Annotated in this window: 18 protein-coding genes; 4 read left to right on the top strand and 14 right to left on the bottom strand. The window is 54.3% G+C overall.

Annotation, left to right across the window (positions count from 1 at the left end):
* Positions 1-27: 27 nt before the first annotated feature.
* From JNO11_RS20080 to JNO11_RS20010, 14 genes are all read right to left on the bottom strand, one after another.
* Positions 28-1272 (bottom strand): HlyD family type I secretion periplasmic adaptor subunit, encoded by a 1245-nt coding sequence (locus JNO11_RS20080; protein ID WP_010257175.1) that lies wholly within the window; start codon positions 1270-1272, stop codon positions 28-30.
* Positions 1269-2747, bottom strand: a complete 1479-nt coding sequence (locus JNO11_RS20075; protein WP_325177739.1) for an ATP-binding cassette domain-containing protein — start codon at positions 2745-2747, stop codon at positions 1269-1271. Before JNO11_RS20075 ends, JNO11_RS20080 begins: the two co-directional genes overlap by 4 nt.
* Entirely contained in the window at positions 2692-3492 is an 801-nt protein-coding gene (locus JNO11_RS20070; protein ID WP_325177774.1) for a cysteine peptidase family C39 domain-containing protein, read from the bottom strand. Before JNO11_RS20070 ends, JNO11_RS20075 begins: the two co-directional genes overlap by 56 nt.
* A 206-nt stretch (positions 3493-3698) precedes the next feature.
* Positions 3699-4502, bottom strand: a complete 804-nt coding sequence (locus JNO11_RS20065) for a TolC family protein (protein WP_325177738.1) — start codon at positions 4500-4502, stop codon at positions 3699-3701.
* A gap of 16 nt (positions 4503-4518) precedes the next feature.
* Positions 4519-4962: a TolC family protein gene (locus JNO11_RS20060; protein ID WP_325177737.1), complete on the bottom strand. Its 444-nt coding sequence runs from the start codon at positions 4960-4962 to the stop codon at positions 4519-4521.
* Positions 4963-5244: 282 nt separating this feature from the next.
* Positions 5245-7506 carry a hypothetical protein gene (locus tag JNO11_RS20055; RefSeq protein ID WP_325177736.1) on the bottom strand — a complete coding sequence of 754 codons (2262 nt, stop codon included), beginning with the start codon at positions 7504-7506 and terminating at the stop codon, positions 5245-5247.
* Entirely contained in the window at positions 7397-10324 is a 2928-nt protein-coding gene (locus JNO11_RS20050) for an Ig-like domain-containing protein (RefSeq protein WP_325177735.1), read from the bottom strand. The genes JNO11_RS20055 and JNO11_RS20050 overlap by 110 nt, the downstream gene beginning before the upstream one ends.
* Positions 10278-12155, bottom strand: coding sequence for an Ig-like domain-containing protein (locus tag JNO11_RS20045; protein ID WP_325177734.1), 1878 nt, complete (start codon positions 12153-12155; stop codon positions 10278-10280). The genes JNO11_RS20050 and JNO11_RS20045 overlap by 47 nt, the downstream gene beginning before the upstream one ends.
* 1 nt (position 12156) lies before the next feature.
* Entirely contained in the window at positions 12157-14376 is a 2220-nt protein-coding gene (locus JNO11_RS20040) for an Ig-like domain-containing protein (protein WP_325177733.1), read from the bottom strand.
* Position 14377: 1 nt separating this feature from the next.
* Positions 14378-18019, bottom strand: coding sequence for an Ig-like domain-containing protein (locus JNO11_RS20035; protein ID WP_325177732.1), 3642 nt, complete (start codon positions 18017-18019; stop codon positions 14378-14380).
* A gap of 363 nt (positions 18020-18382) precedes the next feature.
* On the bottom strand, positions 18383-19102 hold the full coding sequence (locus tag JNO11_RS20030; protein ID WP_325177731.1) for a hypothetical protein: 720 nt from the start codon (positions 19100-19102) through the stop codon (positions 18383-18385).
* A gap of 140 nt (positions 19103-19242) precedes the next feature.
* The gene (locus JNO11_RS20025) at positions 19243-19509 is read right to left on the bottom strand and encodes a helix-turn-helix transcriptional regulator (protein ID WP_325177730.1); all 267 of its coding nucleotides are present in this window, start codon (positions 19507-19509) and stop codon (positions 19243-19245) included.
* 40 nt (positions 19510-19549) lie between these two features.
* The gene (locus JNO11_RS20020) at positions 19550-19879 is read right to left on the bottom strand and encodes a hypothetical protein (protein WP_325177729.1); all 330 of its coding nucleotides are present in this window, start codon (positions 19877-19879) and stop codon (positions 19550-19552) included.
* A 301-nt stretch (positions 19880-20180) separates the two neighbouring features.
* Entirely contained in the window at positions 20181-20516 is a 336-nt protein-coding gene (locus JNO11_RS20010) for a hypothetical protein (protein WP_325177728.1), read from the bottom strand.
* A gap of 1027 nt (positions 20517-21543) precedes the next feature.
* Here JNO11_RS20010 and JNO11_RS20005 point away from each other — a divergent pair.
* The 4 genes from JNO11_RS20005 (at position 21544) to JNO11_RS19990 (ending at position 23517) form a co-directional block, all read left to right on the top strand.
* Entirely contained in the window at positions 21544-21861 is a 318-nt protein-coding gene (locus JNO11_RS20005) for a hypothetical protein (protein WP_010256762.1), read from the top strand.
* A 9-nt stretch (positions 21862-21870) separates the two neighbouring features.
* Positions 21871-22092: a hypothetical protein gene (locus tag JNO11_RS20000; protein ID WP_010256766.1), complete on the top strand. Its 222-nt coding sequence runs from the start codon at positions 21871-21873 to the stop codon at positions 22090-22092.
* 94 nt (positions 22093-22186) lie between these two features.
* Positions 22187-22717: a fimbrial protein gene (locus JNO11_RS19995; protein WP_010256772.1), complete on the top strand. Its 531-nt coding sequence runs from the start codon at positions 22187-22189 to the stop codon at positions 22715-22717.
* Between the two features lie 62 nt (positions 22718-22779).
* Positions 22780-23517: a molecular chaperone gene (locus tag JNO11_RS19990; protein WP_325177727.1), complete on the top strand. Its 738-nt coding sequence runs from the start codon at positions 22780-22782 to the stop codon at positions 23515-23517.
* The last annotated feature ends 2 nt before the right edge of the window (positions 23518-23519 follow it).

The following is a 23519-nucleotide window of genomic DNA, read 5'->3' as shown; positions in this document are numbered from 1 at the left end:
TGGCTTTTTTTACATTCAGGGCAGGTTTTACTTTTCGCGAAACGCTTCCTGTACGCGCAACAGAGGACGCAACAGATATTGCAGCAGGCTCTTCTCGCCCGTACGAATATCAACGGTGGCCGTCATACCGGGAATCACCCGTAGTTCCTGACTGCCGCTTTTCGTCAGCGTATTATTTTCCGTTAATACCATTACCCGGTAATAAGTATCATCGACGCCTGGCCTGCGGGCAGCTTTACTCTCCTCATCTTTTAGCGCGCCCGAACTGATACTTTGAACATGTCCGGTCAGGCCGCCATAAATCGAATAGTCATAGGCAGAAATTTTTACCACAGCTTCCTGACCGGGTGCCAGAAAGGCCACATCAGAGGGCCGGATACGGGTTTCCACCAGCAGCTGGTCATCCAATGGTGTCACCTCCATTATTGCGGCACCAGGCTGGATCACACCGCCAAGCGTATTGATTTTAATACTGTTAACAATGCCTCGTACTGGCGTGCGGACTTCAGTACGCTCAAGCGTATCATGGCGGCCATGGGCAGTTTCCTGCAGGCTTGTCATCTCAACATCGACTTTGGACAGTTCATCGTTAGCCTCGTTACGGTAGCGGTTTTTTCGCTCGGTAATTTGCAATTCGGCATCATTCATCTGACGCTCAAGTTTCAGAACCTCAGTTTTTGACAGCAGCGATCTGGCTGAGAGCTGTCGCGCCATTTCAAGCTCTTTCTGCAGCAATGTTTTTGACTTCAGATAGCCTTCAATTGACTCATTTACCGCCCTTTTACGTAGTTTCCAGGCATCGGTTTCACGGGTAACCAGTTCAGGTACTTTCATGACCTCTGGCGGGAACACAAGCTCGCTGCCGGTCGCTTCTGCTTCAAGACGCGCGGCCTGGGCTTTCAGTGCCAGCAGGCGGTTAGCGCTTTCGCGGAAGGAGGCTTCGGCGCGCGTGGGATCGATTTTGGCCACAACCTGACCTTTTTCAACCGTATCGCCTTCATGCACCATTAACTCCTGCAAAATACCGCCCTCAAGGCTTTGCAAAACCTGTTCGCGGGAACTGGGAACAATTTTGGCTGACCCGGTTGTCACCTCTTCGATGTTGAAATTGGCGGCCCAGACGATTACCAGCACCATTAACGCCACGCTGCCCCAGGCAATAAATAGCCAGCCTTCCCAGCGATCCTGACGGGCGGCCCTCACCATGTCACTGGCTGTATGTTCGGTCAGGCGCTTTTGATCAACGTTTTTATCAGGGGACAGGCTGCTCATACTGTTACCTCGCCAGATTGTGGCTGACGCTCTGTGCTTATCTCAACGCCAGCATGTTTCGCTGCGTTACGCAGCACCGATGCGGCCGGGATCTTCCCGCTGTTTAATAAACCGATAATCTCTTCACGCGGCCCATCAGCTACTTTGATGCCTTCATCCATCACAATCACCCGATCAACGTATTTCAGCACTGCCGGACGGTGGGTCACGATAATCACGGTTCGGCCTTCCATTGCCGGGATGAGCGCCTGCAGGATAGTGCGTTCCGACCCCATATCCATCCCCGATGTAGGTTCGTCCAGTAGCAGAACATCCGGATTCGACAGAATGGCGCGAGCCAGGGCTATCGCCTGCTTTTGTCCACCGGAAAAGTTTTCACCACGCTCACTGACAGGCATACCAAAGCCCATGGGATGGGCCGCGACAATATCACTCACCCCGGTCATTTTTGCAGCGGCCATTAGTTCTTCGTCGCTGGCATAGGGTGCTCCCATCACCAGGTTGTCACGCAGCGAACCATACATAAAACGTGGTTCCTGATTGACCAGCGCGATACGAGTCCGTAATTCCACCGGCTCGACCTGGCCTATATCTACGCCAGCAATGGTGATCGTGCCTGTTGTGGGTGGATATAGCCCAACCAGCATGCGCAGCAGCGAAGATTTACCGCTGCCCATTTTACCCAGTATGGCAACCCGCTCGCCCTGACAGAACCGGACATCTAGCTGCTCAACGATGGCCGGTAAATCGTCTTTATAACGTAATGAAACGCCCTGACAGACAATCCCGGTCTGGCTGCCCTGGGGAAGCTGCACATAAACCTTCTCATTATCGCGTTCAGCAGGGGCCTGCATCACTTTATTGAGGATGGCCAGCGAGGTTTTTGCCTGCTGAATACGCAATCCCAGCGCGGCAAGCGTTGCTATGGGCATTATGGCGCGCCCCATCAGGGTCATAGTGGCAATGATGCCTCCCATTGAGATATCACCATCACCGACCAGATAAGCACCCCAGACCAGCAGAATAACGGTACCAAACTGCTGGGTCGTCTGAATAACGCTTGAGCCCATAGTGGCAAGGAACCGCGATTTCATATTCACTGTAGAGAGTTTTACGCTGGCAACATCGTGTTTAGAGGCGACCAGGTTTTCAGCACGCAGAACTTTGATGGTTTCAAGATTATCCAGTGATTCAATAACCAGACCGTAACGATTACTGCCTATTTTCATTGACTCTTCAGCGTGGCGTTTCAAAGGGATCTGCATCAGCAGCACCATCGCCACGATGACCACTAATATCAGGATCACACACCAGACCAGTGGCCCGGCAACCAGATGGATTACAACCAGGAAGAGTAAAACAAAGGGTAAGTCAGCAACCGTCGTTAAAGCGGCTGACGTAGTAAGCTCGCGGACGCTGTCAAAGCTTTGCATGACATTGCCAAATGCACCGCTGGATTGGGCTCGACCCGACATTTTGCCGTTCAGCACGTGACGAAAAAGTTGTGCGCCCAACACCAGATCGATCTTTTTTACCGGCGCGATCGGTAATCCAGGCCCGACCCAGCCGTGCAGCCAGTTCAAACAACAACGCCAGACTCACGCCGATAGCCATCGTCCAGAGTGTTACGTAGGTCTGGTTAGGCAGTACCCGGTTATAAACCGTCATGGTGAATACGGACATCGCCAGAACGAGCAGGTTAATAACGACTGACAATGCGGCGGCTTCAAAGATATAACGTTTGAATCCCCACAAAGTATTCCAGAACCAGTGCCCTTTACCGACATGGACAATGTCATCGGCACGATGATCAAGATAAGACTTAGGTCGCAGCAGCAGCAACTCGCCGCTATAGTGCTGAGCCAGGCGAGCGAAATCGACCTCAACAGGCTGGCTGCCCAGTGCGGGATCGATAATGGCGCACTTCTTTTCGCTACACTGTGTCAGCACGCAATAGCCCGCTTCCAGACGCATGATGGCGGGGAGAACAAAGCTTTTCACATCCGTCAGGTCAATCTTCTGCCAGGCAGCACTCATGCCGCGGCTCTGCAGCGTGCGCAATGCCCAGTCATTCTGGGCGCTGATATCAGCGTCTGGTGGAAATGCAGGCATACCCACACGTAAAGCATTTAGCGTAAGCCGGACGTCAAACAGGCGCAGTGCGCTTTGCAGTGCAACCAGCAAAGTCTCCTGCGTATCTGATGGCGATCTGGATAACACTCTGTTTTCAGCATTCAGTTCAGAGCCAGCAGGCTCAAATTGTATATCAGTCACAATGGCGTCCCCTGGACAACTAATTCATTCTGGTCTGGCGGCAAAGCATGACAGCGGCCAGAAATACTCGTTTTTTACGTCAGCGTGATTAGTGCACCGCTTCGATGGTATTCGCTGGTAAAGCGTTAACCTTCTGCACCAGTTGGCTGGTTTTACCCAGTGCCGCAACGATGTTCCATTGCGCAGCCAGATACTGCATCTGCTGCTCCTGATAACTTGCGAGACTGGAGTAATAGTCGGTAGCAAACGAGATTAAATCCGTTAACGGGCGCTGCCCCGCGAAGAACTGCACTTCCCCCCGCTTTCCAGGTTTTCAACGCGGTTTCTGACTGTCTCTGTAATGCATTGAGCTGGCGTTCACGAAGCGGTAAGGAGACCCACAGCTGATCCAGCTGCTGTTTCAATGTCCGGAGTGTTGCATCCTGATCCGCCTCTGCAGCAATGAGTCGCTGAGTTTCAGCTTTGGCATTTGCCCTGCCAGCCCCACCATCCCAAAGATTGATATCGCTGCTCACCTGTAACGTCACCGCTTTAAACGGTTCCATTTCACCGTTGCGCTTTGGACTGTCCATACTCAGTTGCACACTCCATTTCGGCCTGTTCCACTTAGAGGCCAGATCCACTGCGGCTCTCGCTTCCTCTTTACGCTCGCGTGAGACCGCCCAGTTGGGATTTTCTTTCAGTACCTGTTGTGCCTGTGCCAGTGACGCGGGCAACAGACCCGCTTTTTTCAGATCGGGCAGGCCTCTGGTGATAACAATCTCGTGGTTCAGCAGCGAGCTGAGTTGCTGCTGCGCCTGTATATAGGTGGTGTAGCTCATTTCACGACTGGCAATCACCGAATTGAGGCGAGTCGCAACCTGATTGATCTCAGAAGCTCTGCCGCTATCAATACTGGCAATATTCTTTACCCGATTAAGCAGATCCTGCAGTGCTTTAATTTCTTTATCCAGCACAGCGACCACTGTGGCATTAGTGGCTGCAGAGGTAAAAAAGAGAAAGCACCTGCTCGTTGAGATTTTCGCGCGTGACATTTACCTGAGCCTGCTGCATGGAATAAGCAGCCTGCTTTCCGGCAACGCTCGCATCAGTACGTCCGTGATCGTAAAGTAATTTACTTACAGTGATATGCGGGGAGACCGGATTATTCTCATAACCGGGTTGACCTGAATATCCTGATGCGCTGATACCCGTGCTGACCTGAAAACCATCAGCGGCTTTTGCCTGATCGATATCATACATAGCACCGGTGCTGTTTGATAAAGCAGACTTTACCGATGGATGGTCGGCTGTCATACGAATCATTTCAATAAAGTCCGTTGCATGGGCATTTAACAGGGGATTAAAAAATAGCAATCCCGCAATTAAACCATGCAGCGAACATCTGGATTTTGTAGTAAACAAGTTTTTTTTCATAGTTAACTCAAAATAACAAATAAAGTGGGATGGCTAATTTTCTCTGTCGCTAATTCAATCCTGCGACCGGAACTGTTTTAACCGCCCGACATGTCATATGGCAACGTTAATTCTGCTAAAAATAAATATTTAGGTTTTACATGCTGCTCACATGTATTTATTTATTTTTTTCATCTGTGCAATCAGATCTGGGGCTCACCTGATGGGCCTGCCTTAAACAGGCCCATCAGGTGAGTTTGATGTGAAAAAAGCTGGCGATGACCGAAGTCATCGCCAGTTCTATCAGATAACGTTTAAGCCATGCTGGATTAACAGCTTGACAGTGGTGTCATCATTATTGGTATAGACGTCATAATTAACGCCATTTTCAGTTTGTGCGGCTGAAGCCGTCCATTCTGATTTTCCAATATTAACGGTATCAGTTGCATTACTATTGTTTGAACTTCCCACACCTCCCGTAATATGTAATGTGTTCGCTTCACTACCATTATCTTTAGTAATTTCGAGCACATCGCTGACGCTGATAAATAATGTCTGCGCCGTGTTATTACCCAGATGGATAGCTTCAATTCCACTAATTTTTCCTGATACCGTTCCGAGTTCTAAATCGTTATTAGAATCCCAGACCAGCGTATCGTGACCTTCTCCTCCTTTCACACTGCTAAAATGAGTACTGTTAATGACGATAGTATCATCGCCCTCTTTTGCATCGACGGAATTCGCGCCGCGTGCATCCAGTACATCATTACCTGAAGTGCCATTAAGATCGTACTGAGCAGGTTGATACTCAATATGCGTCGATCCCGTTTCAGACGTCAGTCCCAGTGTCTCGTTCAGATCAACTAAGCGGCCTTTTATTGCTGAGCCATCGCCGTCGCCCACGCCCTGATCGGTCCAGGTCACGTAGAGCTGACCGCCCGCCAGGAAGGTCGCATCGACTTCAACCTGCTCACCATAGGTCAGCTGGTTGATCTGGATCTGCTGACCCACTTTATTACCCGCAGCATCAAAGTACTGTGCGTAGATACCGCTGGTACCTGCACCCGGCGCGATGTCGGTTGTTGACAGGAAAACGGCAATAAAGCTGCCGTCAGCCTGACTGACCACCCTCGCCATGTGCTGATCGCCAGCCGTCGTGGTGTTGATCAGGAATTCGCTGGTCAGCGCCGTACCGTCTGCCGCGTAGATGCGGCCCCAGACGCTGTAACCATTCTGATCCGGTCCGCTGGTATCGTTAGAGTCCCAGGTCACCACGTAGTTACCGTTTTGCAGCGCACTGACTGCGGATGACGCCTGATTGTTAGTCAGGGTCTGGTTCGCTACGAAGCTGCCTGTTACAGCATGCGTTGACGGATCATAAACTGACACACCAACATCATATCCGGTGGCTTTAATCGCATAAGTAATCGCAACCTGGCCATTTTCCAGCGTTGTAACAGATGGCAACGGCTCCCATTCAGGAATGATGGCATTTGCGTTCAGGGTCGTGGTTGCCAGCACGGTCTCCGCCGTGACCGGCGTGCCGTTTGCGTCATACTGACGGCCATAAACCGTCCAGTTGCCGTTCAGGCTCGCTTCCCAAACCACCAGATAACCGCCGTCTTCCAGCGAAGTGATCACCGGAACGCGCATTTTGCTGGCGGCGGTGCTGGAGTCCACATTGTACTCTGCGCCATTAGTCACGACGCCGTTCACGTTACCCGCACCGTCGTAGCTGTAGGTATAACCCTGACCCTTGATATGCGCACCGGAATCCGTGCTCCACACCACTTCGATATGGCCGTTCGTCAGGACCGTAACCTGCGGCGTGATCTGGTCGCCCGCCGTGGTGGTGTTCACCGTGAACTCCGCCCCGACCGGCTGACCTTTCGCATCCAGCAGCTGACCCTTGACGCAGCTGCCGGCGCCGTCTCCGCTCGCCGACTGCCACACCACGATGGCGCCGCCGTCCGGCAGGCTGGCTACCGACGAGACCGTCTGCGCTCCCGTGGTGGTGGTGTTCACCGTGTACTCGGAGTAGAACGCCGCATCCACGTCAATCACGATACCTTCAATGCCGGTTCCCGAACCGTCCACGTTGTCCGACTGCCACGTCACGTATACGCTGCCGTCCGCGGTCAGCACGGCGTCAAAGATGTGCGTTGCATCCACCGAGTCGCCACCGGTACCCTGGTTGCCGCTCGTGGTGGTGTTCACCAGGAACTCGCGTCCCACCCTGTTATCGTTCGCATCAAAGCGCTGTGCGTAGATGGCCGAGCCATCCCCGTCGCCGCCTTCGGAGCCCCAGATAAGCAGGTAGCCGCCATCATCCAGCGCCACGCCGACCGGCTTATACTGCTTGCCGCTGGTGTAGCTGTTGACGATGAAGTCACCGCTGCCGACCAGCGTCAGCGTTCCGGTGGCGGCATCCACGCGGTAGTGCACTGCGCGGATGTCAGAGCCGCTGGTGCCGCTGTCGCTGCTGTCCCAGAACACCACGATGCTGCCGTCGTTCAGGGTGATAACGTCCGGATAGTTCTGAGAGCTGTCCGTGGTGGTGTTCACCTGGAAGTTCCCCCCCCAGTGGCGTGCCGTCTGCGGCAAAAATCTGCCCGACAACCCCGCTGCCGCTGGTGTCACCCGGACCGCTGGTGGCGTTCCACACGGTCACGTACATGCCGCCGTGCGCCGCATCGGTAAAGGCCGCCATTTCCGGACCGCCTGAGCTGCCCATGCCCTTGCCGGTTGCCACCGTCACTTCGCCCGTCACCGGCTGGTTATCCGCCCCGTAGCTGCGCTGCACGATGCCTGTGCCCTGGTCTTCCCAGCTGATGATGTAGCCGCTGTCGGCGGTTGCCATCGCACCCGGACGGTTCTGTGCACCGCTGTAGGTGGTGTTCACCTGGAACTCGTCGGTCACCGCCTGGCCGTCGGCGCCGTAGCGGCGCGCCATCACGCCGTCGCCGCTGTTGTCCAGTCCGTTAACGTTGGACTCGTAGACAATCAGAAAGCCGCCGTCGGTCAGCGCGATCACCTGCGGGCTGTCCTGATTGTTGGCCGTGCGCTGGTTCACCTGCTGCTCGGTGCCGATTTTATGCACACCGTCTGCCTCGTACAGCTGCATGTAAACCTCGGTGCCGGAGGTGCCGTCACCCTGCCACGTCACCACGATGCGGCCGTCCGCCAGCCGGGTGACCGACGGGTTGAGCTGATCGCCTGTGGTAGTGGTATTCACCTGCGCGCTTTCATTCAGCAGATCGTAAGCACTCAGTGCGGCTCCGGAGATCAATACTGGCTGGCTCTGGTTACCTGCCGCGTCAATAGCCGAGAGCGTTCCGTTTTCACCGACACTGAGTGGGTTAGGTACAATACTCCATACACCCTCAGCATCTGCCACCGTGGAGTAAACCGTTCCAGCCGCATTCGTCACGATAACAGTAGCGCCTGCTTCGGTCTGGCCACCCAGAGTCTCCTTAGTATTGGTAGAGAGGCCCACGTTCGGCGGCAGTACATCGGTGTCGCTCGACGCTGGTGTCGTCGCAGGCTGATAGTCAATGGTCGTCGGATCGTTGTTGTCCGGCGTCATTTGCTCCAGTCCCAGCGTTTCAACCAGATCCACAACGCGTCCTTTAATCGCCGAGCCTTCGCCGTCACCCACACCTTTGTCAGTCCAGGTCACGTAAAGCTGACCGCCCGCAAGGAAGGTCGCATCGACTTCAACCTGCTCGCCATAGGTCAGCTGATGGATCTGCATCTGCTGGCCCACTTTGTTACCTGCTGCATCAAAGTACTGCGCGTAGATGCCGCTGGTACCTGCACCCGGTGCCGTATCTGTTGCAGACATAAAGAGTGCAACGAAACTGCCATCAGGACGGCTCACGACTTTCGCCAGATGTTGATCGCCTGCTGTTGCCGTGTTGATCAGGAACTCGCTGGTCAGCGCCGTACCGTCTGCCGCATAGATGCGGCCCCAGACGCTGTAACCGTTCTGATCCGGTCCGCTGGTATCGTTAGAGTCCCAGGTCACCACGTAGTTGCCGTTATCCAGCGCGCTTACTGCAGGTGACGCCTGATTATTAGTCAGGGTCTGGTTCGCTACGAAGCTGCCGGTTACCTCATGCAGTGAAGGATCGTAGATCGACACGCCTGCGTCATACCCGGTACCTTTAACGGTATAGGCGATAGCGACCTGGCCATTTTTCAGTAACGTAACAGACGGCAGCGGCTCCCAGTCAGCGCCAAAGCCCAGCACGCCGTTTACGCTCAGCGAAGTCGTAATCAGTACAGTCTCCGGCGTGACCGGCGTGCCGTTTGCATCATACTGGCGGCTGTAAATCGCCCAGTTACCGTTCAGGCTTGCCTGCCATACAACCAGATAGCCGCCATCTTCCAGCGAGGTAATGGCGGGTTCAGTCAGTTTACTTGCCGTGGTACCGGTGTTAACGCTGAACTCTGTGCCATCAGCCACCAGACCATTTACGTTACCCGCACCGTCATAGCTGTAGGTATAACCCTGACCCTTGATATGCGCACCGGAATCCGTGCTCCACACCACTTCGATATGGCCGTTCGTCAGGACCGTAACCTGCGGCGTGATCTGGTCGCCCGCCGTGGTGGTGTTCACCGTGAACTCCGCCCCGACCGGCTGGCCTTTCGCATCCAGCAGCTGACCCTTGACGCAGCTGCCGGCGCCGTCTCCGCTCGCCGACTGCCACACCACGATGGCGCCGCCGTCCGGCAGGCTGGCTACCGACGAGACCGTCTGCGCTCCCGTGGTGGTGGTGTTCACCGTGTACTCGGAGTAGAACGCCGCATCCACGTCAATCACGATACCTTCAATGCCGGTTCCCGAGCCGTCCACGTTGTCCGACTGCCACGTCACGTATACGCTGCCGTCCGCGGTCAGCACGGCGTCAAAGATGTGCGTTGCATCCACCGAGTCGCCACCGGTACCCTGGTTGCCGCTCGTGGTGGTGTTCACCAGGAACTCGCGTCCCACCCTGTTATCGTTCGCATCAAAGCGCTGTGCGTAGATGGCCGAGCCATCCCCGTCGCCGCCTTCGGAGCCCCAGATAAGCAGGTAGCCGCCATCATCCAGCGCCACGCCGACCGGCTTATACTGCTTGCCGCTGGTGTAGCTGTTGACGATGAAGTCACCGCTGCCGACCAGCGTCAGCGTTCCGGTGGCGGCATCCACGCGGTAGTGCACTGCGCGGATGTCAGAGCCGCTGGTGCCGCTGTCGCTGCTGTCCCAGAACACCACGATGCTGCCGTCGTTCAGGGTGATAACGTCCGGATAGTTCTGGGAGCTGTCCGTGGTGGTGTTCACCTGGAAGTTACCCCCCCAGTGGCGTACCGTCTGCGGCAAAAATCTGCCCGACAACCCCGCTGCCGCTGGTATCACCCGGACCGCTGGTGGCGTTCCACACGGTCACGTACATGCCGCCGTGCGCCGCATCGGTAAAGGCCGCCATTTCCGGCCCGCCGGAGCTGCCCATGCCCTTGCCGGTTGCCACCGTCACTTCACCCGTCACCGGCTGGTTATCCGCCCCGTAGCTGCGCTGCACGATGCCTGTGCCCTGGTCTTCCCAGCTGATGATGTAGCCGCCGTCGGCGGTTGCCATCGCACCCGGACGGTTCTGCGCACCGCTGTAGGTGGTGTTCACCTGGAACTCGTCGGTCACCGCCTGGCCGTCGGCGCCGTAGCGGCGCGCCATCACGCCGTCGCCGCTGTTGTCCAGTCCGTTAACGTTGGACTCGTAGACAATCAGAAAGCCGCCGTCGGTGAGCGCGATCACCTGCGGACTGTCCTGATTGTTGGCCGTACGCTGGTTCACCTGCTGCTCGGTGCCGATTTTACGTATACCGTCGGCCTCAAAGAGCTGCATGTAAACTTCGGTGCCGGAGACACCTGCGCCCTGCCACGTCACCACGATGCGGCCGTCCGCCAGCCGGGTCGTCGACGGGTTAAGCTGGTCTCCAGTGGTGGTAGTGTTCACCTGCATACTTTCATTCAGCAAGCTATACGTAGCCAGTGCAGATCCCTGGAAGGCCACTGTATCGCCCTTGCTCCCTGCTGGATCGATAGCGTAGATCTCTCCTGACTCGCCAGCTGAGATTGGGTTAGGTGCTATCACCCACTTACCCTGCTGATCGGCTACTACGCTATATTCCGTGCCGTTCTTATCGACAATGACAACCACAACGCCAGGCTCAGTAACACCGCTCAGTGACTCCTCTGAGTTTCCTGAAATCCCAACATTAGGCGCTGTGATATCGATAATAAAATCCCAGCTACTGCTGATTTCACTGACGTTACCTGCAGCATCCGTTGCCGTCGCCGTAATACCGTGTGTCCCTTCCAGCAGGTTAGTGGTCGGCGTATAGCTCCACTCACCCAGTGCATCTGCCGTCACTGTCGCAAGCAGGATGCCATTGTCATAAAGCGTAACCAGCGAGCCTTTTTCCGCCTTGCCGGTAAAGGTCGGCGCCGGATCGTCAATGACATTACCTGCCACTGGTGAGGTGAACTGCAATGTACCCACGTCATCCTGTAATGACTGGATGATCACTGGTTCTGGCGGTGTGGTATCCACATTCAGGGTAAATTTCGCCTCGCTGCTGTTGCCCGCTGCGTTGGTTACCGATGCCGTAAAGACGTGCTCACCGTCTGCCAGCTCCGCCACCGCGAACGTCCATACGCCGCTGCTGTTTGCCGTGCTGCTGCCCAGCACCGCGCCCGATTGGTCGCTGATGGTCACCACCGCGCCCGCCGCCGCCGTGCCCTGCAGCTCCGGCGTGCTGTCGTCGGTCAGGCCGCCGTTCAGTACCGCGCCGGTGATGCTTCCCGCATCGTCGTTCGCCTGGTCAATGCTCAGCTCCACGCTGCTGCTGTCCAGCCTGAAGATCGCGCGCTCGCCGCGGGTTTCGTTCCCCGCCGCGTCCGTCACCTTCACCTGCCAGCTGTGCTCCCCGTCCGTCAGCGTGCCCAGCGCCAGTGTCCAGTTGCCGTCCGCGTCCGCCACCGTGCTGCCTGCCGGCGTGCTGCTGTTGTCCAGATATACCGTCACCGTCGCGCCCGCTTCCGCCGTGCCCTTCAGCACCGGCGCGCGGTCGTCGGTTACCCCGCCGCTGGCAACTTCGCCCTGCACCTCACCCTGGGCGTCCATCAGCGCCGCCACGGCCGCCTCCGGTGCCACGGTGTCCAGCACCACGTTAAACGCGCCGGTCTCCGCCGAGGAAACCCCCCGCCGCGTTCACCGCCGTCGCCGTCAGGTCATAGCGGCCGTCCTCGCCCAGCGCCGCCGTGGTAATGCTCCAGCGGCCGTTATCATCCGCCACGCCCGACCCCGCGTTTACCCGGTTGCCGTCCGCATCCGTGGCCCACACGATGACCGTCAGCCCCGCGCCCGCGGTGCCGTTCAGCGTCAGCGTGCCGTCGTTGGTGAACTGGCCCTTCTGCAGGAAGCCGCTGTCCGCGTCTTCGCCCTGGCTGTAGTCGTCCACCACGTTTTCAATCGCCGGCTGCGCCGGGGCGCTGGTCAGGACGCTGAAGTCCCACGCCGCATCCGCCGTACCGCTTACCTGCGGACCTTCATTGCCCGCCGCGTCCACCGCCGCGACCGTCAGGGCGTGTGCCCCGCTGCTCATTGCGCTGTCCGGCGTCCAGCTCCACTTGCCGTCCGCCTCCACCGCTGCGCTGCCGATCAGCTTGCCACTGTCATAGATATTGACGCTGACCACACCCTGCACTATTCCTGCCGTGCTCACGCTACCGCTGTAGGTCGGGCGTGCATCATCAGTCGTTGCACCGTCGGCGATCTCGCCCCGTACCGGACCGACGTCATCGGTCAGCGTGATGCTGCTGTCTGTAAAGGCGTCGGTATCCGGCGCAGTGGTGTCGACGGTAAAGCTCCAGCCATCGTCATCAGTGCCGCTCACCTGCGGGCCTTCGTTACCCGCCGCGTCCACCGCCGCAACCGTCAGGTCGTGTGAGGATCCGTCCGCCATATCCTGCTCCGGCGTCCAGCTCCACTTGCCGTCCGCGCCCACCGCTGCGCTGCCGATAAGCTGGCCGTTATCATAGATATTGACGTGATCGATGTCGGCGGTTGCGTCGCCGGAGAAGGTCGGCCGTGCGTCGTCGGTGACGCTGCCATCCAGGATCTCGCCGGTAATCGCACCGACGTCGTCGGTCAGGGTGATGCTGTCGATGACCAGGCCCGAGGTCTGGTTATCCGGCGGCGTGCTGTCTGCCGGGCCGTCGATCACAACGCTGTTGCTGTTGCCCGCCTCGTCGGTGGCTTCCACCACAACGTCTTTGGCGTCCACGCCCGCCGGATTCGGCTGGATGCTCCAGTGGCCGTCCGCGTCCGCCACCGTGCTGGTCACGCTGTCGCTGACCGGATCGGTGATTACGATCACCGCGCCCGGCTCGGCGTTACCGGCCAGCTCGTCCTCGGTGTTGTTCGTGATTTCCGGAGCCGCCGTGCTGGTATCCAGCTTAAACGGCCATTCTGCGCCAGGCGCGGAGATGTTTCCTGCCGCGTCCGTGCTAACGGCTTTGATACTATGATCGCCGTCTACCATATTGGTGGTCGGCGTATAGCTCCAGTTGCCCTGCGCATCCGCCCGAACGCTGCCCAGCACGCTGTCGCCGTCATACAGCGTAACCAGCGAACCTTTTTCTGCCTTGCCGGTAAAGGTCGGTGCCGGATCGTCCGTTACGCCACCACTGGTCGTAGACGTGCCCTGTACAGTGCCTACATCGTCAATCATCCCGGTGATGGTCGGCAGGACAGGTGCGATGGTGTCAACGGTCAGGGTAAATTTCGCCTCGCTGCTGTTGCCCGCCGCATTGGTTACCGATGCCGTAAAGACGTGCTCACCGTCTGCAAGCTCCGCCACCGCGAACGTCCATACGCCGCTGCTGTTTGCCGTGCTGCTGCCCAGCACCGCGCCCGATTGGTCGCTGATGGTCACCACCGCGCCCGCCGCCGCCGTGCCCTGCAGCTCCGGCGTGCTGTCGTCGGTCAGCCCGCCGTTCAGTACCGCGCCGGTGATGCTTCCCGCATCGTCGTTCGCCTGGTCAATGCTCAGCTCCACGCTGCTGCTGTCCAGCCTGAAGGTCGCGCGCTCGCCGCGGGTTTCGTTCCCCGCCGCGTCCGTCACCTTCACCTGCCAGCTGTGCTCCCCGTCCGTCAGCGTGCCCAGCGCCAGTGTCCAGTTGCCGTCCGCGTCCGCCACCGTGCTGCCTGCCGGCGTGCTGCTGTTGTCCAGATATACCGTCACCGTCGCGCCCGCTTCCGCCGTGCCCTTCAGCACCGGCGCGCGGTCGTCGGTTACCCCGCCGCTGGCGACTTCGCCCTGCACCTCACCCTGGGCGTCCATCAGCGCCGCCACGGCCGCCTCCGGTGCCACGGTGTCCAGCACCACGTTAAACGCGCCGGTCTCCGCCGAGGAAACCCCCCGCCGCGTTCACCGCCGTCGCCGTCAGGTCATAGCGGCCGTCCTCGCCCAGCGCCGCCGTGGTAATGCTCCAGCGGCCGTTATCATCCGCCACGCCCGAGCCCGCGTTTACCCGGTTGCCGTCCGCATCCGTGGCCCACACGATGACCGTCAGCCCCGCGCCCGCGGTGCCGTTCAGCGTCAGCATGCCGTCGTTGGTGAACTGGCCCTTCTGCAGGAAGCCGCTGTCCGCGTCTTCACCCTGGCTGTAGTCGTCCACCACGTTTTCAATCGCCGGCTGCGCCGGGGCGCTGGTCAGGACGCTGAAGTCCCACGCCGCATCCGCCGTGCCGCTTACCTGCGGGCCTTCATTGCCCGCCGCGTCCACCGCCGCGACCGTCAGGGCGTGCGCCCCGCTGCTCATCGCGCTGTCCGGCGTCCAGCTCCACTTGCCGTCCGCCTCTACCGCTGCGCTGCCGATCAGCTTGCCACTGTCGTAGATATTGACGTAACTGATGTCTGCGGTAGTCGTGCCTGAGTAGGTCGGACGTGCATCGTCAGTGACAGAGCCATCTTCAATCTTGCCCTGTACCGGACCGACGTCATCTGTCAGTGTGATGCTGTCCGCCACCAAACCCGATGTCTGGTTATCCGGCACCGAAGTGTCAACGGTAAAGCTCCAGTCGCCGTCTGCCTGCGGGCCCTCATTGCCCGCCGCGTCCACCGCCGCAACCGTCAGGTCGTGAGAGGTGCCGTCCGCCATATCCTGCTCCGGCGTCCAGCTCCACTTGCCGTCCGCGTCCACCGCTGCGCTGCCGACGAGCTCGCCGTTGTCATAGATATTGACGTGATCGATGTCGGCGGTTGCGTCGCCGGAGAAGGTTGGCCGTGCGTCGTCGGTGACCGAGCCGCTGGCAATCTCGCCGGTGATCGCACCGACGTCGTCGGTCAGGGTGATGCTGTCGATGACCAGGCCTGAGGTCTGGTTATCCGGCGGCGTGCTGTCGCCGGGGCCGTCGATCACAACGCTGTTGCTGTTGCCCGCCTCGTCGGTGGCTTCCACCACGACGTCTTTGGCGTCCACGCCCGCCGGATTCGGCTGGATGCTCCAGTGACCATCCGCGTCCGCCACCGTGCTGGTCACGCTGTCGCTGACCGGATCGGTGATCACGATCACCGCGCCCGGCTCGGCGTTACCGGCAAGCTCGTCCTCGGTGTTGTTCGTGATTTCCGGAGCCGCCGTGCTGGTGTCAACGGTAAAGCTCCAGTCGCCGTCTGCCTGCGGGCCTTCGTTGCCCGCCGCGTCCACCGCCGCGACCGTCAGGTCGTGGGAGGTGCCGTCCGCCATATCCTGCTCCGGCGTCCAGCTCCACTTGCCGTCCGCCTCCACCGCTGCGCTGCCGACGAGCTCGCCGTTGTCATAGATGTTGACGTGATCGATGTCGGCGGTTGCGTCGCCGGAAAGGGTCGGCCGCGCGTCGTCGGTGACCGAGCCGCTGGCAATTTCGCCGGTGATCGCACCGACGTCGTCGGTCAGGGTGATGCTGTCGATGACCAGGCCTGAGGTCTGATTATCCGGCGGCGTGCTGTCGCCGGGGCCGTCGATCACAACGCTGTTGCTGTTGCCCGCCTCGTCGGAGGCTTCCACCACGACGTCTTTGGCGTCCACGCCCGCCGGATTCGGCTGGATGCTCCAGTGACCGTCAGCATCCGCCACCGTGCTGGTCACGCTGTCGCTGACCGGATCGGTGATTACGATCACCGCGCCCGGCTCGGCGTTACCGGCCAGCTCGTCCTCGGTGTTGTTCGTGATTTCCGGAGCCGCCGTGCTGGTGTCAACGGTAAAGCTCCAGTCGCCGTCTGCCTGCGGGCCTTCGTTGCCCGCCGCGTCCACCGCCGCAACCGTCAGGTCGTGGGAGGTGCCGTCCGCCATATCCTGCTCCGGCGTCCAGCTCCACTTGCCGTCCGCGTCCACCGCTGCGCTGCCGACGAGCTCGCCGTTATCATAGATATTGACGTGATCGATGTCGGCGGTTGCGTCGCCGGAAAGGGTCGGCCGCGCGTCGTCGGTGACCGAGCCGCTGGCAATTTCGCCGGTGATCGCACCGACGTCGTCCGTCAGGGTGATGCTGTCGATGACCAGGCCCGAGGTCTGGTTATCCGGCGGCGTGCTGTCGCCGGGGCCGTCGATCACAACGCTGTTGCTGTTGCCCGCCTCGTCGGTGGCTTCCACCACGACGTCTTTGGTGTCCACACCCGCCGGATTCGGCTGGATGCTCCAGTGACCATCCGCGTCCGCCACCGTGCTGGTCACGCTGTCGCTGACCGGATCGGTGATCACGATCACCGCGCCCGGCTCGGCGTTACCGGCCAGCTCGTCCTCGGTGTTGTTCGTGATTTCCGGAGCCGCCGTGCTGGTGTCAACGGTAAAGCTCCAGTCGCCGTCTGCCTGCGGGCCTTCGTTGCCCGCCGCGTCCACCGCCGCAACCGTCAGGTCGTGAGAAGTGCCGTCCGCCATATCCTGCTCCGGCGTCCAGCTCCACTTGCCGTCCGCGTCCACCGCTGCGCTGCCGACGAGCTCGCCGTTATCATAGATATTGACGTGATCGATGTCGGCGGTTGCGTCGCCGGAAAGGGTCGGCCGCGCGTCGTCGGTGACCGAGCCGCTGGCAATTTCGCCGGTGATCGCACCGACGTCGTCCGTCAGGGTGACTGAGTCACTGACAATGCCGGAGTTGATGTTATCTGGAGGAGTTATGTCCGGTCGGGAACCGTTGGACGGCGGAGAGACATTACCCGCAGGATCGACAACCACGATAGTTACGTCGGTATCCCCTTCATGGACAGGGTTAGGCTGGATACTCCAGTCACCATTTTCATCAATTACAACCGTGGTGGTTTCACCGGTACTGCCATCGGAAATAACCACAGTTGAACCAGGTTCTGCTTTACCTGAGATTTGTTCATCATCATTGCTATTTATAACCGCCGCTTCTGGCGAAGAGGTGTCAGTAAACTCTTCAGTCAGGCTACCGCTATTGCCCGCACTATCAGTTACCGTAACAGTGACGGTGCCATTTGGTTGTGAAGTCGGTGCTTCCACATACCAGTTACCTTCACTGTCCGTCTGGGTCGTGATCTGGGTGCCATCAGGCAGTTGAATGACAACCTGTGAGTCAGGGCTATTCGATGTTCCGGAAAACTCTGGACGACCATCATTATCACTGTCCGCAACAGGATCAAGTGTCACCGATACACTCTTAGCGGAAGAGTCATGGCCACTGCTACCACGCCCGGACGCACCAATAGCAACGCCGCCTGCCGCGCCGCCCAGCAGCATAAAAGGCAACCAACCAAAATTGTTGTGACTGGCAGTCAGCGGATCGGCACTGGCATATCCTTCACCACCTAATACCTGTTCACCGCTCTGACCTTCAGTTAAAGCTGGCGGGTATTCAGCCACATCGCCGGAAGTCGGCACATATTCATAAAATTGACCGTTTTCGCCCAGCCCAATCAGATGAACGTTTTCATTATCATAATAATCTTCCAGTACAATATCAGGATGCTGAGAATCATCCTGGCTAAAGAAAAGCTGCAGATTATTGCCAACGCGCCTGGTTACAACCATTTGCGGAGCATGTCCTGTAGCGCTATCGATCAGTTCTATATTTAATGCACCCTGATGCGGAACTTTGATCGTTGTAGGATTTTCAGATTTTGTATCAACAGTGTATGAAGAGATAATACCCTTCACACCACGCAAGTTCACTTTCAACATAACAACCTTCTTAATTAACGAGGATTGATTAAATTCAATAGAAATAAGGCTTTCACAAACCCTTAATCTCTATATTCATATACTTCGAATAACCGTGATTTTATGACGAGATAATCTGCAATCCTGACATTGCTTCCAGCACAACTCTTGATTCTGGAGTCAGTGAACGGCATTATCAGAACTGATTAATAAAAAATATGGTGCCAGATTGCATCAATGCAGTGAGTATGCAGCGCCCTGAGCTTTACTGCTTTTATCAGCTATCTTCATAGCATTGCTCTGAGCATGACTACTGTCAGAATTTAATAGTGAAGAAGCCACCGGGTGATTCAATAGTTTTGACTCGCCCGCTTCAGAACAAGAACATTCATTCACTACACGCGATAACGTACGTGATTGTGCTTTGAGACTGGTTAAAACAGATTCAGCTTCCTTTGCAGGCACCAGACGCGCCGTGATTTTCTGCTGATCATTTACCGCTAACTGATAGTAATAGCGCTCACCTGATTTCAGCTCTGGTGTGGGTACTTCAATTTTTGCTGGCTGGACAAAATCATGCTGGCTGAACATAACGTCCAGTTTTTTCTGGCCAGGACACACACTAATTTCAGTCCCTCTATCACCTGACATTACGCTAGTATAGTATTGATTATTAACAAATACGTTAACGACGCGTTTTGATGCGGCAGGATTTTTTTCATCAATACGGTAGACAATAATGTGCGCACGCGGGTCGTGTATCTGCTCCGGCGCCTTGTCATTTTTGACTTCTTTAAACAACGATGGCGCAGGAGCGTTCTGCAATGGCGCCGCCTCAACATAATTGCAGTACAGGTAGCCTGTAAGTAATAAAACCATACTCAGCATTACTCCCTGCATAAATTTAAAGGGACTATTCGATGCTTTGCATGTTAAACGTGAATTATTTTCCATATAACTCTCCTTAAGGTGCTTAATCACTATATTTAAAACACCTTATATCCGATGTTGAACAGGAGTTGACAACTCCTTAAAAAATAAAAAATGGGAAATTTAAACAGCGCAGAAGGGTGAGCCTACGCCTCTGGATAACGTTAAATCTCATTTACATTGATAACTCCTTTGTAAAGTTCAAGCAACGAGACATCATTGATAAATGCATTAAATTCTTTGTCTCCTTTCAGAGCGAACTTTCTCATCACATTATATTTATGTGCATAGATTGTTTTAACTGACAAATCTAACCTTTTTGCTGTCTGGATTACACTGTATCCTTTCTTCAAAAAACTAAGCACCTGAAGTTGCACCACGGTGATACGTGCAAATTCGCACCGTAAACAGTCTGAAGGCAGATATCCCATAACTCTTCCCTGAGTGTTTAACCAGGCCTTGGTTATTTTCTCAGTGATTAAACGTACCGAATCCCTTTTTTGACACTTCAAGCAAAGATTGATAACAAAATGGTAACGGGTTTTTAATTTTCTCTCCGAAATCATCGGTAAATACCAATATGATACTGCCAGGCTTTCGCTCGCGATAAGCGGGTTGACACATATAAAGACGCCATTGCGAAACATTGATCAGGATGAAGTCAGCCTGCCGCAGGTTATGACTATCAAAACCTGATAAAAATTTTACTTCTGCATCAGATAGCAGTGCCTCCTCAATTACCTTTGATATGCCCAGTCTGAAGAAGTAATTGTCATCCGTACAAACCACATTAACATCCATTTTTTCCCTTCAGTATCACAAAATTCACGATGACAAATATTATATTCAGGTGAACTTACCGTTAATCAGTACCAATTCGCCTTTCTCTTTTAGTTCCTTGAGCACTCTGCAAATGGAACTTTTTGATAAATGAGAACTATTTTCAATAAGATATAGTGCTGAAAATCGTTTCTTTAAATGAGTCGGCAGTTTTTTCCATCTTTCAATCAAAGAAAGAACTTCATCATATGAGTTACTTTTTGGTAACTGAATGTAATTCATCAGATCAGAATACTGTCCTGATAAAATAGACATTGCGTCATTAAAAAAGATCTTTCTCAAAAACCAATCGCCAGAACACGTCATAGTCAATGAAACTGACTTTTCCATAATCGACTCGTTCCAGATAGACAGGCGGCTCGTCTAAAGCTGGAGTTACGCCGACAACAAACGGAGCGGATAAGATATTCAAAACCTTATTCTCGCCTTTAAGTTTAAGTAAAAAATCGCCGTCAAGAATGAACATAACGCGACGTACATGATCTTTAGTCAAATGATAACGGCGCTTGCCTCTTGAAATTTCATCTGGATTAGCAATCTGCGTAAATCCTGCTAATGCATCGATGATCCGTTCATGATTTTCAGTCACTCTATACATATTAATTAACTCAATCTAACTGACGCATTGGTCAGTGATTAGCAACAATTCGTAAAATCAGTTTTTTTATAGTCTCTTTCTCTTTCGCCTGGTGTACTCGCTTACCTGAGCTCGCCTCCATAACTCGGGCAGTTAAAAATAGTCTTTATCGGTTCCACTATAATAAAACCGTCCCAACAAAATTCAAAACCGCAAATACAAATAAATAAAGACATTCAGGCTAATAAAAGAAACAATAACCAGATCTTACACCATTCAAACGCTGTTTAGTTAGCACATAAATCTACTTTGTAGCACCTTACGGGCAGTGTTATAACTTTTTTCCTAAAAAAAGAATTTCCCATTACCATTTGAAAGATGATGTTATGAGCATGCTATTTTAAAAGCACGCATTTAAACACCTCTCTCAATTTTCCAGCATGGCTGAAAAGAAACAAATCAAATTGGCATCAATGTTAATGCTCCTTACTAAAGTTACGCTGTCTGGCAGCATTGCATGGAAGGAATTAAACCACGGCACCCATCGAACAGACACTTAAATTGATTATCTTTAAATATTTAGTTTTTTTACCCTGACAAATATGATTTAATTAGCTTAAATCACCAGAAACTGGCAAATGGGATTTTTCCCTTTTTAATTCCACTTCTCAAATGACATCACATTCAGGCAAGTGAAATCATTAACTCATGACTTTATGCACAAGCTTATTCATAGATAAATCAGTTTCACTGAACCGCGTTCATGGCATGCGCTTCCCGGATGCCAGATAATTTTAAGCATCAGGCATAAGCAGTGCTGTTAATGGTTAAATCACGCATAAGAATAATTTACGCTCAAAAAATTCCAGAATACCAACAGCAGTTAATATTATGTAAAAATATAATAGCCATATCCTTGCTTACGATAACAAAAGAAGAATTATGGATGTTTTACTATTTCATTTTTTATGACCACCCATTCTAATAGCGCCGTTCGCTAGAAGCGGCATAAATAATAATATTGAAAAAATGATACATGGAGATATCGATGAGAGAGTTAACATCTTTTGAAATGCAAAACGTTTCAGGAGCAGGTTTTTTTGACTTTATTGGCGCTGTAGTTGTCGGTGCCGTTACGGGTATTAGTTCTTTTGGTCTTAAATGGGGAATGAGTGGCGGAAGCACCGGTGGCGTGTTAGGCGTTGGTATTGTCTCTGCCGGTGTAGGTCTGATTGTCGGCGCAGTCCTTGGTCTTGTTGATGGTGCTTTATATGGTGCTATGAATGGCTGGGATAGCACGGCAGGCTGGTTTAACGCGGTCGTTGAAAACCAGTTTGATCCTAATGCATCTGTAATTACAGCTTAAGGAAACAACATGCGTGAATTGAACAATAAAGAAATCGAAGGCGTTAGCGGTGGTTCATTAACTTCGGTGATCCTGGATTTCTTTAAGCAGCTAGGCGCAAGCTCAGAAGAGAAAACTGAATGGACGCGCCCAGACTCAATTCCAGCAGCGAACCCGGTTAGTGGGTCTGCCTTTGGCATGGGTATTGTTGGTGTCGCAGCAGCAGTCGTATTTGGATTGCTGATTTTCTAATTCTCTTGTGAGGAATGAATCCTCCAGGGAAGTGAACGATTATTAAATCGTTCATTAATTGATGTTATTAATTATTTTATACAAAGGAAAGTATATGAAAAAGTTATCTATGGTTGCTCTTGGTCTGATGCTGGCTGCTGCTCACGTTAATGCTGCTGAAGCTTCAGATGGCACCATTAACTTCACAGGAAATATTGCGTCTCAGACTTGTACTGTAAGCGTAAACGGCGGCGGCAGCACTGCAACCGTTACACTGCCTAAAGTAGCAAGTAGTATTTTAAGCACATCTGGTCAGACTGCAGGTAACACTCGCTTCACTATGGCGCTGAGCAATTGCTCAGCTACGACTGGTGACGTGTACGCTTACTTTGAACAAGGTGCCAACGTCAATGCTGATGGTCGTTTGACCAATACTGGTACTGCAACGAATGTTGACCTGCAGCTGCTGGATAGCGGAAATGGCGTGTTGAACGCGGGTAGCACTGAGCAGACCACCTCTCCAAAAACTGTCGCTCTGACTGCTGGTGCAGGTACTCTGACCTATTCTGCTCAGTACTATGCAACTGGTGCAGCTACTGCTGGTACCGTCTTATCAGCTGTGAACTATTCAATCAATTACCTGTAATTGATTATGGTGGGAGCATCTGTTCCCACCTCTCTTCCTCTATCATCATTTCTGTCAAAATCATGAAAAAAAAAAGTTTTAAATTTTTGATCTCCTGTCTGCTGGCTTTTACGGTGACCTCATCGGCTTTTGCCAGCGTGACGATTATCGGCACCCGGGTAATCTACCCCGCAACAGAAAAAGAAGTCACAGTCCGCTTAGATAACCATGGCAATCAACCTGCGCTGGTACAGGCCTGGATTGACAATGGAAATCCTGATGAAGCACTGGATAAAATAAACGTACCGTTTGTCTTGCTACCGCCTGTTTTCCGTATGGAGGCTAACAAAGGACAGACATTACGTATCGTTTATACCGGTTCAAACCTGCCCAAAGATAAAGAGTCGGTATTCTGGCTTAACGTACTCGACATCCCTCCTCGCGATAAAAGCCTTGCGAATCAAAATCAGTTGCAAATGGCTATTCGTAGCCGCATCAAAATTTTCTTTCGCCCAGCCCGGTTCGATGCGATGCAAGCCACAGAAGCAGCGTCGGGTCTTATCTGGCATCAAGGGGAGAAAGCGAATCAGCTGACAGCAACCAATAACTCTTCGTTTTACGTCAACGTTTCACAGATCAATGCCGAGGATAACGCGGGGCGAAAAGTAGTCAGTGAAAAGGGAGATATGCTTGCACCAGGCGAAACAAAAAGCTTCTCCCTAAAAGTATTGAACGCAAATCAAATAAAAACAAACTTTCATTATCAATATCTGGATGATTATGGCGCTGCACGCAATGTAGACGCCAAAATTAGTCAGTAACT

Source organism: Pantoea sp. 1B4 (assembly GCF_016925765.1).
Taxonomy (GTDB): domain Bacteria; phylum Pseudomonadota; class Gammaproteobacteria; order Enterobacterales; family Enterobacteriaceae; genus Pantoea; species Pantoea agglomerans.
The sequence above is the reverse complement of the archived record's forward strand: the minus strand, read 5'-3'. Positions and strand labels throughout refer to the sequence as shown.

Coding starts and splice junctions, on each gene's coding strand:
- JNO11_RS20080 (WP_010257175.1), bottom strand. CDS start 1,272: ATGAGCAGCCTGTCCCCTGATAAAAACGTTGATCAAAAGCGCCTGACC.
- JNO11_RS20075 (WP_325177739.1), bottom strand. CDS start 2,747: ATGTCGGGTCGAGCCCAATCCAGCGGTGCATTTGGCAATGTCATGCAA.
- JNO11_RS20060 (WP_325177737.1), bottom strand. CDS start 4,962: ATGAAAAAAAACTTGTTTACTACAAAATCCAGATGTTCGCTGCATGGT.
- JNO11_RS20035 (WP_325177732.1), bottom strand. CDS start 18,019: ATGGTTGTAACCAGGCGCGTTGGCAATAATCTGCAGCTTTTCTTTAGC.
- JNO11_RS20030 (WP_325177731.1), bottom strand. CDS start 19,102: ATGGAAAATAATTCACGTTTAACATGCAAAGCATCGAATAGTCCCTTT.
- JNO11_RS20025 (WP_325177730.1), bottom strand. CDS start 19,509: ATGGGATATCTGCCTTCAGACTGTTTACGGTGCGAATTTGCACGTATC.
- JNO11_RS20020 (WP_325177729.1), bottom strand. CDS start 19,879: ATGGATGTTAATGTGGTTTGTACGGATGACAATTACTTCTTCAGACTG.
- JNO11_RS20010 (WP_325177728.1), bottom strand. CDS start 20,516: ATGTATAGAGTGACTGAAAATCATGAACGGATCATCGATGCATTAGCA.
- JNO11_RS20005 (WP_010256762.1), top strand. CDS start 21,544: ATGAGAGAGTTAACATCTTTTGAAATGCAAAACGTTTCAGGAGCAGGT.
- JNO11_RS20000 (WP_010256766.1), top strand. CDS start 21,871: ATGCGTGAATTGAACAATAAAGAAATCGAAGGCGTTAGCGGTGGTTCA.
- JNO11_RS19995 (WP_010256772.1), top strand. CDS start 22,187: ATGAAAAAGTTATCTATGGTTGCTCTTGGTCTGATGCTGGCTGCTGCT.
- JNO11_RS19990 (WP_325177727.1), top strand. CDS start 22,780: ATGAAAAAAAAAAGTTTTAAATTTTTGATCTCCTGTCTGCTGGCTTTT.